Origin of the sequence: Clostridium senegalense (assembly GCF_018916625.1) — a bacterium.
Taxonomy (GTDB): Bacteria; Bacillota; Clostridia; order Clostridiales; family Clostridiaceae; genus Clostridium_J; species Clostridium_J senegalense.
On sequence record NZ_JAHLNC010000002.1, the window covers coordinates 435,357 to 449,734 of the forward strand.

A 14,378-nucleotide genomic window follows, 5' to 3' on the forward strand; every position below is an offset into this window, starting at 1 on the left:
TATAATTTATTTGTCTTCACCTATTATTCTTACTTCCGGATATAAATCAACACCAAACTGTTCTTTAACCTCTTTTTGAACCAACGCTATAAGATCTAATATATCTTTTGCCGTTGCATTTCCTTTATTAATTATAAATCCTGAATGTTTAGTAGAAACTTCTGCTCCACCTACACTTTTTCCTTTTAATCCTGCATCTTGTATTAATTTACCTGCAAAATGTCCTTCTGGTCTTTTAAAAGTACTTCCAGCAGAAGCATACTCTAAAGGTTGTTTAGAATTCCTTTTATCTGTTAAATCATCTATTCTTGTTTTTATCTCTTCACTATTATGTCTTATTAATTTTAAAGTAGTTTCTAAAACTATATAATTATGAGTCATTACTACACTATGTCTGTATCCAAACTCTAAATCTTCCTTAGATAGTTTTATTAAATTACCTTCTTTGTCAACTACTAACACACTTTCAACAACATCTGCCATACACCCATTATAAGCACCTGCGTTCATAGTAGTAGCTCCGCCTATACTTCCTGGTATTCCACAAGCAAATTCAAAACCTTTTAAAGATGACTTTAAAGATTCACTAGTTACATCACAAAGCTTAGCACCACTTTGCGCAATAACTCTATCCTCTTCAACTTTTATACTATTTAATTTACTAAACTTTACAACAACACCTCTTATACCTCCATCTTTAACCAGCAAATTTGAGCCATTTCCTAATATAAAATAATTACTTTCATATTTTTTGCATAATTTTATTATGGAAATAACTTCTTCATAATTAGTTGGATAAACTAAGATATCAGCAGGACCTCCAACTTTAAAAGTTATATGATCTTTCATAGGTGAATCAAATTCTATATTTTCTTCCTTTAATACAAGTTTTAATTCATTAATCAATTCTTTCTTCTGACTCATCTCTTACCTCTTTCACAAAATATTTACATATCTATAGTATAATTTATTACCATGTTATTTATCAATAATTACTATATATTTTTTCCTTTTCCTTGTAAATAATCTGTAAACATTTTTTCATCATAATTCATTATAAGCTCTTTTGGAAAACCTATATCTTCAACTAATTTTTCAACCATTGAAAATTCACCAATATTAAAGCAGTTATGTGCATCGCTTCCAAAAATCATCTTAACACCATATTGTTTACAGAGTTCTGCTATCTTATAACAATTCTTATCGCTACCTTTTCTAGAACTTACAAAAGAACTGTTATTAAGCTCTATTATTTTATCTTCTTCTTTAGCCTTTATAACTACTCTTTCCATATCTATAGGAAATTTAGGATTTCCTGAATGACCAATTATAAATACATCTTTATTTTTTATAGCACCTATAATTGCATTTGTGTTTTCTTCTATTGTACCGGATTTTATACAAACATCATGTAAACTTGCAATCATATAGTCTAATCTTCTAGCTATTCTTTCAGGTATGTCTAAATTTCCTTCATAATCAATTATATTTGCTTCACAACCTCTTAATATTTTCACTCCATAAAGTTTTCTTGGAATATCATCTAAGTTTGCAAAATGGAAAATATGTGGTCCTCCTGGCATATCTGGACCATGATCTGAAACGCCTAATATTTTTATTCCTTTATTCGAAGCTTCCTTTATATTCTCTAATAAAGTATTATATGCATGACCACTTGAAACAGTATGTGTATGAACATCAACTACAGCTTTCATATTTTCTCCTTTCTTTGTACATATTAAAGATTTAAAATAAGTATATGTACAAATTTAGCTCTAAGTGTAATATTAAAATTTTTCTAAAGTTAATCTTATTTTTATTATATCCTTTTGTACATAGATTTAAATTTAAATTTTAAATCTATATAGTAAACACTATAAATTTTTTCTTAAACTTTCTAGTGATTTTTTATCCATAGATGGTAAGCTTAATATTTCTTCATCTGTTGCTTTTCTTATATTTTCAACAGTTATAAATTCTTTTAAAAGTTCCCTTCTACGTTTATCACCTATATATGGTATATCTTCCAATACAGAATGAAGAGTAGTCTTACTTCTAAGTGACCTATGATAAGTTATAGCAAATCTATGTACTTCGTCTTGTATTTTAGTAATTAAATTTATAAGTTTTGTATTAGATTCTATATATAATTCTTGATTTTCATAGATTAACCCTCTTGTTCTATGCTTATCATCTTTAACCATACCACATACAGGAATATTTATATTTAATTCATTTAACACTTCTAAAGCTATATTTACTTGGCCCTTGCCACCATCCATCATAATTAAATCAGGAAAAATAGAAAATTTTCCTGCTGTTAAATTTATTTCATTATTTTGTATTTTTCTTATTTCATCTAATCCATGTTTAAATCTACGTGTTAATATTTCCCTCATAGATTCGTAATCATTAGGTCCATCTACTGTTTTTATTTTAAATCTTCTATAATCACTATTTTTAGCTTTTCCATCTTGAAATACTACCATAGTACCAACAGAATCTACTCCCATTATATTAGATATATCGTAAGCTTCTATTCTATTAGGAGTATATTCTAAATTCAATACTTCTTGTAATTCCTTCAACACTTTATTTTGTAGTTCTTTATCAGTTTTATCTTTTAATTTAAACATTTCTAAAGCATGACTAGAGTTTTTTTCTACCATATCTAATAGTTTTTTCTTCTCACCTTTTATAGGAACTTTTATATTTACTTTATACTCTTTTTTAAGGGTTAGATATTCCTCAATAATATCTTTGTCTTCTATATATGTAACATATATCTGCTTAGGTATAAATGCAGTGCCACCATAAAAACTTTTTATAAACTCTGCTACTACTCTACCTTTTTCTTCTGTACCAGTATCATTTAATATAAAATGTTCTCGTCCCAGTATTTTACCATCTCTTAAAAAGAATATTTGAATGCAACTATCTTTTTCATCTTGAGATATAGCAATAAAGTCTTCATTTTCAAAATGTGAACTTATAATTTTTTGCTTTTCATTTATCTTTTCTATGGCAATTAATTTATCTCTTAAATTAGCAGCTTTTTCAAATTCTAAATTCATAGCTGCATCTTCCATTTCCCTCTTTATTAAATTTATTACTTCTTTATTTTTTCCATTTAATACATCTATAACGTTGTTAACTATAACCATATATTCTTCTTTATCTATAAGTTTGTCACAAGGACCTTTACATAAGTTTATATGATAATTTAAACAAGGTCGTGTATTTTTTCCTTCTAGAGTTATATTCTTTCTACAAGTTCTTAACGGGAAAGTCTTTTTTATTAAATCATAGGTTTCATAAACTGCTGATGCATCTGTATATGGACCAAAATACTTAGCTCCATCATTTAATATTGACCTTGTAACTATTACTCTTGGAAATTCTTCATTCATTGTTATTTTTATAAGTGGAAAACTTTTATCATCTTTAAGTAAAATATTATACTTAGGACTATATTTTTTTATTAAATTACATTCTAATATTAATGCCTCTATTTCAGAATCTGTAACTATATACTCAAATTCAGAAATATGTTTTACCATAGCTTTAACTTTTTCACTATGATTTTTAGAGCTTTGAAAATATTGTCTAACTCTATTTTTTAAATTTTTAGCTTTTCCTACATATATAACTTCGCCTAGAAAATTTTTCATTATATAAACTCCAGGATTATCCGGAAGATTTTTTAATTGAAATTGAAAATCAAACAATATTAACACCCCTTTACTTAATATTAAAGGTTAATATAAACTGCTTCAACATTTTTATAATTATTTTTAATTTTAGATTAGTTTTTGTTTATCTATATGTACTTTAATTTTTTGCTTATAGCCTTAAAATAATGTTGGCAATTTTAATGTGGAATAAATTATACTACTTAATATAATTATATTCTCTATAAATTTTCCTCTTTTGGAACTACTACTGTATGCCATAGGAACTTTAAATTTATTATTTTTTATAGGATATAAAAGTGGAACACCTTTTCTAGTACACATATCGCAAAGTAAATGTCCTATATATCCTAGCATAAAATAATATTGCAAATTCTTAAAATTATATGCCTTTGCAAATGCAGCTACAATAAAAGTAGTCATTAATGCTCCAAAAATACTATGAGTGAATCCTGTCCTATGTGGTGATAGTGCTATTAGTATAGAACTTATTCCTACAATTTTTAATATCATAGATCCCTTATATGTTATATCTAAGTATATTATTAAAATGCCTAAAAATAGATAAACTACCACTTTTGTCGCATTGTTTCTAAAGGGTAACAGATACTTATTAAGTATACTTTTAGGATGATCTATATCCGGAAACATAGACCCAATAATCGTAAATAATAGACTTAATACTACATATTTCCCAGGTAATTTGTCACTAAAATACATAAAGGTTGTTACACCTACACTTAGGTGAGTTTTTCCTGTCATTATATAACACCTCATACCAAACTTCTATTTTTATAAATAAATCAAAATAAATTTTAATTCAATTTTAATTTACTTTTTTATTCTATATCTTATACAAATTATACTACAAAAGAATAATTTGTGTATAAAATCATTACTTTAAGTATATTAAAAAGTAATAGTATTAAATTATATCATATAACGGATTATTATCCTCATAAATTAATAAAAAAGACATATCACCTAAAATATTAGATAATATGTCTTTGTTATTACTTACTCTCCATAGTAATTACTTAACATGTCTTTAGCTACCTCAGCAGCATTTCTTGATGAATTTCCGCCTTCTTCTAATATGACTGCAAAAGCTATTTCTGGATTCTCATAAGGTGCAAAACCAATAAACCAACTATGTGGAACTTTATCACCACTATCATGATCTGCTGTTCCAGTCTTACCGCAAACTTCAACATTCCATAAATTTGCATTTGTTGCTGTTCCACTAGTGACAACTGTTCTCATATATTGTTGTAAAATCTGTGCTGTTTCTGGAGATATTACTTCTCCTATTTCCTTTGATTCTACCTCTGAAACTTTATTTCCAGATGGATCTACAACTTCCTTAACAACATTAGGTTCCATCATAACACCATCATTTGCAACAGTACTTGCAATTAATGCCATTTCCATAGGGCTTGCTAAAACACCACTTTGACCTATACCACTTTGGGCAATATTTCCTTGTTCATATTTTTTATATGTTGGGAAACTACTGTCTTCTAATACTAATGTTGAAGATGGAATTTCTTTATTAAAATAAAATTTTTCTGCTGTTTCTTTTAACTTATCATTTCCAAGTTCCATTGCTAAAGTTCCAAAAACCACATTACTTGATACTGAAAAAGCCTGTTCTAAGTTTATAGAACCATGTGGTATTCTATCATAATTTTCCAATGAAGTAGTATCATTAAAGTATATTACACCATCATCTTGAAAAGTTCTAGTTGTTATGTCTGAAATATTCTCTATTGCTGATATTGCCGTAACAACTTTAAATGTAGAACCTGGCGCATATAATCCTGCAGTTGCTCTATTTAAAAATGGAGTTTCTTCATCCTGTGATAATTCATCCCATATTTCCTCTAAGTTATTAGGATTAAATGTTGGTTTAGAAACCATAGCTAACACTTCTCCTGTTTTAGGATTCAATGCCACTACTGATCCTTTTTGATCTCCCAATGCATCATAAGCTGCCAATTGTAGATTCTTATCTAAAGTAGTAACTATACTATTTCCAACTTCATCCTCATCTTTACCAAAGAATTTTTTTAATGAAAACTGATCACTTCCACTTAATACTTTATCAAATTTTTTCTCTAATCCACTTAAACCATACACTACATCGTAGTAACCTATAACATGTGCAAACTGCTCTGGATATAAATATTTTCTAGTTTGATCAAACTCTCCATTTTTTTCACTACTAGTTAACGCATTCATATCTCTGTCAAATATTGTTCCTCTAAGTACTTTATCTCTTTCTGCTTGATGTCTTTTATTAAATGCACTTTCTTTATATTCATCACTTTTAAATACATAAATATAGTTTATATAACTTATTAAAGCTATAAAGAATGCAAGAAAAACTATAAGTACTTTTTTTATGTTATCTGCTATGTTATTTTTTTCATTATTACTCATCTCTATTGCCCTCCTCTGAAATCTTTTGAATAATTCCAAGTGAGAAATAAGTTATTAAAAGGGAACTTCCACCATAACTTACTAGCGGCAATGTTATTCCTGTAAGAGGTATGGCACCTGTAACACCTCCTATAATAACCAATGCTTGAGAGGCTATCATAGTACTATATCCTACTGCCAATAATCTTGAAAATTTATCTTTAACATATATAGCAGCTCTAATACATCTATAAAATAATAAAAAGTATATTAACATAACTGCTATACCTGTAAGTATTCCCATTTCTTCACATATAGCTGAAAATATAAAGTCTGTAGTTACAACTGGAACAAATTTAGGATATCCAAGACCTAATCCTGTACCAAAAACTCCACCTTCTGATAATGATATTAGTCCTTGAACTAATTGTAACCCTTCATTATATCCATATTTCCATGGATCTTTCCATATCATAACCCTAACCCTAACATGACCAAATAAGAAATAACCTGCAACTGCTCCAATTACAAATAGTCCTAATGATATTAAAACATATTTTTTCTTTGAAGTAGCAATGTACAACATAGTAACTGAAATTCCAAAAAATATCAATGCAGATCCCAAATCTGTTTGTAATAGCATAAACATTAGACATATTGCTACTACTGCTGCTGGTTCTGCTAAGCTTAGTATGTTATTTATACTTAAATTTCTATTTTTCGCTTTTTCTTTTTTTATCTCTTCGCTTTTTACTTCTTCGTCTTTTACTGTTTCTTTATTTTCAACATTATTTTCTTGTAACTGTTTTATATCTTCTTTTTTACTTTCTAATTTTGAATTTGCTTTATTAAAAAGTTTTCTCACATAACTAGGAACCTGTCCGTAATCTTTCAAAGCTGATGCTAAGTAAGCTACTAAAGTTATTTTACCAAACTCAGATGGTTGAAAAGTAAACCCAGCTATTGATACCCAGTTCTTTGCTCCACCAATTGTTTGACCTAATAATGTACCCATTGACATAAATACTATTGTTATCACTAAGTAAACGTACTTGTAATTACTAAAACTTTTAAGATCTGGAAGTATTACAACAACCATTATGAATGCTGCTATTCCAATAGTAAAAAATATTATTTGTTTTGCAGCCAAAAATGTTCTAGTTCCCTCTTCAATAAAAGCACCTCCGGATATAGGAATATCTAATCTTGAAAGCATAGCTATTCCTATAACTGCCAAAAGATTAGAGAATAATAATATATATTTATCTCCATCAGGATAAAATTTTCTTATTATAAAGTGGGAATATCCTAACAGCCCACACATCATACCTCCCATAACAAGAGATACTTTATCAAAGGTTGGTGAAATTATGGTTACATTAACAAAGAGTATCACTGTTAATAAATAAGTAAATCTTAAGACTCGTTTTTCTTCTTTTAAGTTATGCATAACCTTCTCCTTTCACCATCTTTAGTTAATAACTTTAAATTCTGATGATCCAATTTTAATTATATATCCTTTTTTCAAGGCTATCTTATTGGAGACTGCTCTATCATTCACAAATGTACCATTTGTACTTTTTAGATCTTCTAATATGTACTCACCATTTTTCATATATATTTTTATATGATGAGACGATGCATATTTGTCTTTTAGAACAACAGTATTGTCTTCCGCTCTTCCCATTGTAAGTTGTTCATTTAATGGGATAACAGAACCTTCTTGTAAATTTGGATTTTGTCCCTGTTTTACAATTTCTAATCCAAATTTAAGTCTACTAGTTTTTCTCGGTTTCTTTTTGCCTTCATTTTTTACATCTTTGTACATAATTTTTAGAGCATAAAAAATAATACAATAAATTATTATAACGATTATTATTTTAAATATAAAACTGAAATTAGCCATAGGCATTACTCCTTATAGTAAATAAAACAACATTTTTAATGCTGTTTTATTCAGTATTTTATTAGTTTTTATTGCTTTTCATGTCAATTATAACATCTTTTTTAAATATTGTCCTGTATAAGAACTATTACATTTACATATATCCTCTGGACTTCCTGTACATAATATAGTTCCACCTTTTTCTCCACCCTCTGGACCTAAATCTATAATATAATCAGAGCACTTTATAACATCTAAATTGTGTTCAATAACAACTACTGTATTACCACTGTCAACTAATCTTTGTAATATTCCTATTAGTTTATTTACATCATCTATATGCAATCCAGTAGTAGGCTCATCTAATATATATAATGTTTTACCTGTACTCCTTTTAGATAATTCATATGCAAGTTTTATTCTTTGCGCTTCTCCACCAGATAATGTAGTTGAAGGTTGACCTAATCTTATATAGCCTAGTCCAACATCCATTAAAGTAGCAAGTTTATTAACTATTCTTGTATGATTTTCAAAGAACTTAATTGCCTCTTCCACTGTCATTTCTAATATGTCATTTATACTTTTACCTTTATATTTCACTTCTAAAGTTTCTCTATTATATCTTTTTCCTTTACAAACTTCACATGGTACATAAACATCTGATAAGAACTGCATCTCTATTTTTATTATTCCATCGCCTTTACATGCCTCACATCTACCACCTTTGACATTAAAGCTAAATCTTCCTGGTTTATATCCTCTCATCTTAGCTTCTGGAACAGTAGAAAACACTTCCCTTATTAAATCAAAAGTACCTGTATATGTTGCTGGATTACTTCTTGGTGTTCTTCCTATTGGACTTTGGTCTATATTTATAATTTTATCTATTTGATCATAGCCTCTAATTTCTTTATATAATCCAGGTATTTTTTTAGAATTATTTAAAATTTTATTTAATCCTTTATATAATATTTCATTAACAAGTGTACTTTTACCTGAACCTGATACACCTGTAACAGATACCAATACTCCTAATGGAAAGTCTACAGTTACATTTTTTAAATTATTTTGTTTAGCACCAACAACTGTTATTTTTCTATCCTGTGGTTTTCTAAACTCTTTTGGAACTTGAACTTTCTTTTTACCACTTAGGTATTGACCTGTTATAGAATTATCACATTGCATTATTTCTTCAATACTTCCTGCAGCTACAATGTTTCCACCATGCTCTCCAGCTTTAGGACCTATATCCACTATAAAATCTGCAGCTTTCATAGTATCTTCATCATGTTCAACTATAACTAATGTATTACCTAAATCTCTTAAATGTTTAAGTGTTTTTATTAATCTATCATTATCCCTTTGATGAAGTCCTATACTTGGTTCATCAAGTATATATAATACTCCCATTAAACTTGATCCTATTTGAGTTGCTAATCTTATTCTTTGGGCCTCTCCTCCTGATAAGCTTCCAGAAGAACGTGTTAAGTTTAAATAGTTTAATCCTACATCTATCAAAAATGTTAGTCTGCTTCTTATTTCTTTTAAAATTTGTTCTGCAATAACTTTATTTTTCTCTGATAATTTTAATTCATCTAAGAATTTTAATTCATCGTTTATAGCCATTATGCAAAATTCAAATATATTTTTTTCTCCTACTGTTACAGATAACGCTTCTTTACTTAAACGTGCACCTTTGCACTTTGGACATGGATTATCACTCATATATTGCTCTATTTCTCTTTTTATATAATCAGAATTACTCTCAAAGTATCTACGTTTTAAATTATTTATTACTCCTTCATAATCATGATTATATATTCCTGTCCTAAATTCTTTAGTATACTCTACTTTTACTCTTTTCCCATTAGTTCCATATAATATTATATCTAAGATTTCTCTTGGCAATTCTTCTATTGGCGTATCTAAAGAAAATTTATATTCTTTACTAAGAGCCTTTAATATAGAAAACGTCCATGAATCTTCTTTTAAACTACTATCTCCAAATGTAACTATTGCTCCTTCAAGTATGCTTTTGCTTTTATCAGGAATTATTAGATTTTCATCTATTTCCATCAATGTACCTAACCCATCACATTTGTCACACTTTCCAAAAGGAGAATTAAATGAAAACATTCTAGGTGACATTTCTCCTATGCTAATTCCACACTCTATACAAGCAAAATGTTCGCTAAACAATATATCTTCACCATTTATTATGTTTACTATAATTAGACCTTCCCCTAATTTTAAGGCAGTTTCTATAGAATCTGCTAACCTTGATTCTATATCTTCTTTTACAACTAATCTATCTATAATAACTTCTATAGTGTGTTTTTTATTTTTTTCTAGATTTATTTCTTCTTCTATTAAATCTACTATGGTTCCATCTATTCTAGCCCTCACATATCCATTCTTTTTTATATTTTCTATGATTTTTATATGTTCTCCTTTTTTACCTCTAACTATAGGTGCTAAAATTTGTATTTTAGTCCTGTGTTCTAAATTCATTATTTGATCAACCATTTGGTCCACAGTTTGTTGAGTTATTACTTTCCCACATTTAGGACAATGAGGAGTTCCAACTCTTGCATATAATAACCTTAAATAATCATATATTTCTGTTATTGTACCTACTGTAGACCTAGGGTTTCTACTTGTAGTTTTTTGATCAATTGATATTGCTGGAGATAAGCCTTCAATATATTCTACATCCGGTTTGTTCATTTGCCCTAAAAACTGTCTTGCATAAGCAGACAATGACTCAACATAACGCCTTTGACCTTCCGCATACAATGTATCAAATGCTAATGAAGATTTTCCCGATCCTGAAAGTCCTGTAAATACAACAAACTTATCTCTTGGAATTTCTAAATCAACATTTTTAAGATTATGTACTTTTGCTCCTTTTATAAAAATTTTATCTCTCATTATTTTCTCCTCTAATTTTTTAATTTTTCTTCTAGCAGTATAAAAATTAAAACTTTTACTTATTCATATTATTTTTTAAAATAGCATCTAATTGTTTTATCCTATCTCTTAATTCAGCGGCACGTTCAAATTGTAAATCCTTAGCAGCTAATTTCATTTCCTCTTCTAATTTTTCTATTTCTTTTGTTATATCAACTTCATTGTTATCTAATTGTGGACTATATTCAAGAGTTTCTTCTGCAACTGTGGATATTTCTATTATTTCTCTAACATCCTTAATTATTGTTCTTGGTATAATGTTATTCTTTTGATTAAATATATTTTGTATTTCTCTTCTTCTTATAGTTTCATCTATAGCCTTTTTCATAGATTTTGTTATCCTATCTCCATACATTATAACCTTACTTTCAGAATTTCTTGCAGCCCTACCTGTAGTTTGTATTAAAGATGTCTCCGAACGTAGGAATCCTTCTTTATCTGCATCTAATATTGCAACAAGGGCTACTTCTGGAATATCTAATCCTTCCCTTAAAAGATTTATTCCAACTAAGACATCAAACTCACCCATTCTTAAATCTCTTATTATCTTCATTCTTTCCATAGTATCAATATCAGAATGTAAATATGTAGTTTTAACACCTAAATCCTTTAAATATTTTGTTAAATCTTCTGCCATTCTTTTAGTTAAAGTAGTTACTAATATCCTAAAACCTTTTGAAATTGTTTCTTTAATTTCACCATATAAGTCATCAATTTGCCCTTTTATTGGTCTTACTTCTATTTCTGGATCTAAGAGTCCTGTAGGTCTTATTATTTGTTCTGCAACCTCTTGTGAATGTTCATTTTCATAAGGACCTGGTGTGGCACTTACAAAAACTACTTGATTAAGTTTTTCTTCAAATTCTTCAAATTTTAAAGGTCTATTATCATAAGCTGAAGGAAGTCTAAACCCATACTCTACCAAAGATGTTTTTCTTGACTTATCTCCTCCATACATGGCTCTAATTTGTGGAAGAGTAACATGACTCTCATCTATAAATAAAAGAAAATCATCTGGAAAGAAGTCCATTAATGTTTGTGGTGGAGCTCCTTTTGCTCTTCCATCTAATATTCTAGAATAATTTTCTATTCCTGTACAATACCCAACTTCTCTAATCATTTCTATATCAAAATTAGTTCTTTGTTTTAATCTTTGAGCTTCCAATAATTTATCCTGATTTTTAAGTTCCTCTAACCTTTCATCAAGCTCCATCTCTATTTGTTCTATTGCTATTTCTAATTTTTCTTTTGAAGTAGCAAAGTGAGATGCTGGAAATATAGATACATGCTTCATTCCTGAGATTATCTCACCAGTTAAAACGTCAAATTCTCTTATTTTATCTACTTCATCTCCGAAAAATTCTACTCTAATTCCCTTATTAGTTGATGATACTGGAAATATATCTAGAACATCACCTCTTACTCTAAAAGTTCCTCTAACAAAGTTTATATCATTTCTTTCATACTGTATATCAATTAATTTTCTAATTACTTCGTTTCTGTCTTTTTCCATACCTTCTCTTATTGATACAGTAAGTTTTTTATATTCTTCAGGGTTACCTAAACCATATATGCAAGATACAGAAGCCACAACTATAACATCTTCTCTCTCTAATAAAGAAGCTGTAGCTGAATGTCTTAGTTTGTCTATCTCATCATTTATACTAGCATCCTTCTCTATATAAGTATCAGTTTGGGCTACATAAGCTTCTGGCTGATAATAATCATAATAAGAAACAAAATATTCTACAGCATTGTTAGGGAAAAACTCTTTGAATTCTGAACATAGCTGCGCTGCTAAAGTCTTATTATGAGCTAAAACCAAAGTAGGTTTTTGAACATTTTCTATTATATTTGCCATAGTAAATGTTTTTCCCGAACCAGTTACACCTAGTAAAGTTTGAAACTTTTTGCTACTTTTTATACCTTTCGCAAGCTTTTCAATAGCTTGAGGTTGATCGCCCATTGGCTTAAACTTAGAATGTATTTTAAACTCGCCCATATAGATACCCCTCTCTTTACTCTAATTAGTTTTCTATATTAATTGTCAGATTTATCTCTTTCCTTAATCTTTCTTAATATATCTTCAAAAGTATTTTCAATTTTTAAGACCTTACTTTTATTTGGTACAATCCTTGGAACTATGACTATTCCAGGTCTTACTTTCTTTTCAATAGTTTCATTTATAAACAATTTTTCTGTTCCCCTTTTTATTTCCATATAAAGATTATTTGGAACTTGCTCCATAAATTTAAAAATAAATTCATCATCATTCATATCAAAATTGTTTATATTTAAAATTATATCTTTTGACTTTAATCCTATTTTTTCACCAAAAGAATCTTTAGCAACATCTAAAATCATAATTCCCTCATTGTCACTAATATATATAGGTTCTCCATTAATCTCTCTTTTCCTTTGAATTTTCATCATTAATTCATGAGCTATTGGCATGAATAGCACTAATAAAAATTTAGCTATAATACCTGTTTTTGCAACAGGTGCTAATATTATTAGTATTAATCCGTATAAAGATATATATAACCCTGATATCAATGTCTTTTTTTCTTTTGTTTTTGTAAAAGTAACTGATGTATAACCAACTACAGTATATAATGGAAGTGCTGCTAGTGCTATTGTTTCAAATAAAATTTTATTTTCTTTATGATTTAATAAAGGCCACCAAGCTGGAGTATTAATAGCATCACCTGTAATACCATGGTTATTTGCTATAGCCATAAGTAAAACTACTGGAAGAGCCCACAATCTTTTAAATGCAAAACCACCTACAATTTTATTATCCCTACTTCCAAAAATAGGTATAGCACCTCTTTTTCCATCAATCATAACTAAAATACCTTCTACAAAATGCATGATACCAATCAATGCCACTAAGTTAATTATATCTACTACAAAAATGTTAATTTCTGGTTTATTCATAAATTCTGCTATCAATGAAAATATCAATGAAAGTAGACCCAAAATAGCACCTGAATAAGAAAGGCATATAAACCTAGGATTAACCATCATTAAAATTATTGATATTATAAATATAATATATACATTGGACTGTGCATCAAAATTAATACCTAAAAAAGTTATAAGTATACTAGCTAATGTCCCTCCAAATATACCTATAACAATTTGAGATATTGTCAACTCAAAAGCAGAAACATTTTTTTGTCCCATCACCATATATTCAATTTTGTTATTCTTTTTATTCTTTAAATAGAAAATAACTCCAATTAATATTAAAAACATTGAATATGTAGGATTTACAAGTATAGATGCTACTTGAGTTAAAGTGTATTTTAAAAGTTCCATAATAAAAATCCCCCTAATCATGTTGTAAATTTACAATTGTCACTATAATTATATTAATATATCATAAATATTTGATAAAACAAATA

At 28.2% G+C, this 14,378-nt stretch carries 10 protein-coding genes; all 10 read right to left on the reverse strand.

Annotated features, from left to right (window positions below; all coding sequences use genetic code 11):
* Window positions 1-6: 6 nt before the first annotated feature.
* Window positions 7-924 (reverse strand): UDP-N-acetylmuramate dehydrogenase, encoded by a 918-nt coding sequence (gene murB / locus KQI36_RS07145; protein WP_216450335.1) that lies wholly within the window; start codon window positions 922-924, stop codon window positions 7-9.
* Window positions 925-995: 71 nt separating this feature from the next.
* Window positions 996-1,715, reverse strand: a complete 720-nt coding sequence (locus KQI36_RS07150; protein ID WP_010294707.1) for a phosphatase — start codon at window positions 1,713-1,715, stop codon at window positions 996-998.
* A 159-nt stretch (window positions 1,716-1,874) separates the two neighbouring features.
* A complete protein-coding gene (gene uvrC, locus KQI36_RS07155; RefSeq protein ID WP_216450336.1) occupies window positions 1,875-3,728 on the reverse strand; it encodes an excinuclease ABC subunit UvrC in 1,854 nt (617 codons plus the stop codon).
* Window positions 3,729-3,851: 123 nt separating this feature from the next.
* Complete coding sequence (locus tag KQI36_RS07160; RefSeq protein WP_216450338.1) at window positions 3,852-4,454, reverse strand: metal-dependent hydrolase; 603 nt, start codon at window positions 4,452-4,454, stop codon at window positions 3,852-3,854.
* 255 nt (window positions 4,455-4,709) lie between these two features.
* Window positions 4,710-6,134: a peptidoglycan D,D-transpeptidase FtsI family protein gene (locus KQI36_RS07165; RefSeq protein WP_244991512.1), complete on the reverse strand. Its 1,425-nt coding sequence runs from the start codon at window positions 6,132-6,134 to the stop codon at window positions 4,710-4,712.
* Window positions 6,127-7,563 (reverse strand): FtsW/RodA/SpoVE family cell cycle protein, encoded by a 1,437-nt coding sequence (locus tag KQI36_RS07170; RefSeq protein ID WP_010294719.1) that lies wholly within the window; start codon window positions 7,561-7,563, stop codon window positions 6,127-6,129. Before KQI36_RS07170 ends, KQI36_RS07165 begins: the two co-directional genes overlap by 8 nt.
* A 21-nt stretch (window positions 7,564-7,584) precedes the next feature.
* Window positions 7,585-8,019, reverse strand: coding sequence for an FHA domain-containing protein (locus KQI36_RS07175; protein WP_010294721.1), 435 nt, complete (start codon window positions 8,017-8,019; stop codon window positions 7,585-7,587).
* An 87-nt stretch (window positions 8,020-8,106) separates the two neighbouring features.
* Window positions 8,107-10,929 (reverse strand): excinuclease ABC subunit UvrA, encoded by a 2,823-nt coding sequence (uvrA, locus tag KQI36_RS07180; protein WP_216450339.1) that lies wholly within the window; start codon window positions 10,927-10,929, stop codon window positions 8,107-8,109.
* 55 nt (window positions 10,930-10,984) lie between these two features.
* Window positions 10,985-12,970 carry an excinuclease ABC subunit UvrB gene (gene uvrB / locus KQI36_RS07185; RefSeq protein ID WP_216450340.1) on the reverse strand — a complete coding sequence of 662 codons (1,986 nt, stop codon included), beginning with the start codon at window positions 12,968-12,970 and terminating at the stop codon, window positions 10,985-10,987.
* A gap of 38 nt (window positions 12,971-13,008) precedes the next feature.
* On the reverse strand, window positions 13,009-14,292 hold the full coding sequence (locus KQI36_RS07190) for a Do family serine endopeptidase (protein ID WP_244991513.1): 1,284 nt from the start codon (window positions 14,290-14,292) through the stop codon (window positions 13,009-13,011).
* Window positions 14,293-14,378: the final 86 nt, after the last annotated feature.

Coding starts and splice junctions, on each gene's coding strand:
- murB (WP_216450335.1), bottom strand. CDS start 924: ATGAGTCAGAAGAAAGAATTGATTAATGAATTAAAACTTGTATTAAAG.
- KQI36_RS07150 (WP_010294707.1), bottom strand. CDS start 1,715: ATGAAAGCTGTAGTTGATGTTCATACACATACTGTTTCAAGTGGTCAT.
- KQI36_RS07160 (WP_216450338.1), bottom strand. CDS start 4,454: ATGACAGGAAAAACTCACCTAAGTGTAGGTGTAACAACCTTTATGTAT.
- KQI36_RS07165 (WP_244991512.1), bottom strand. CDS start 6,134: ATGAGTAATAATGAAAAAAATAACATAGCAGATAACATAAAAAAAGTA.
- KQI36_RS07170 (WP_010294719.1), bottom strand. CDS start 7,563: ATGCATAACTTAAAAGAAGAAAAACGAGTCTTAAGATTTACTTATTTA.
- KQI36_RS07175 (WP_010294721.1), bottom strand. CDS start 8,019: ATGGCTAATTTCAGTTTTATATTTAAAATAATAATCGTTATAATAATT.
- uvrA (WP_216450339.1), bottom strand. CDS start 10,929: ATGAGAGATAAAATTTTTATAAAAGGAGCAAAAGTACATAATCTTAAA.
- uvrB (WP_216450340.1), bottom strand. CDS start 12,970: ATGGGCGAGTTTAAAATACATTCTAAGTTTAAGCCAATGGGCGATCAA.
- KQI36_RS07190 (WP_244991513.1), bottom strand. CDS start 14,292: ATGGAACTTTTAAAATACACTTTAACTCAAGTAGCATCTATACTTGTA.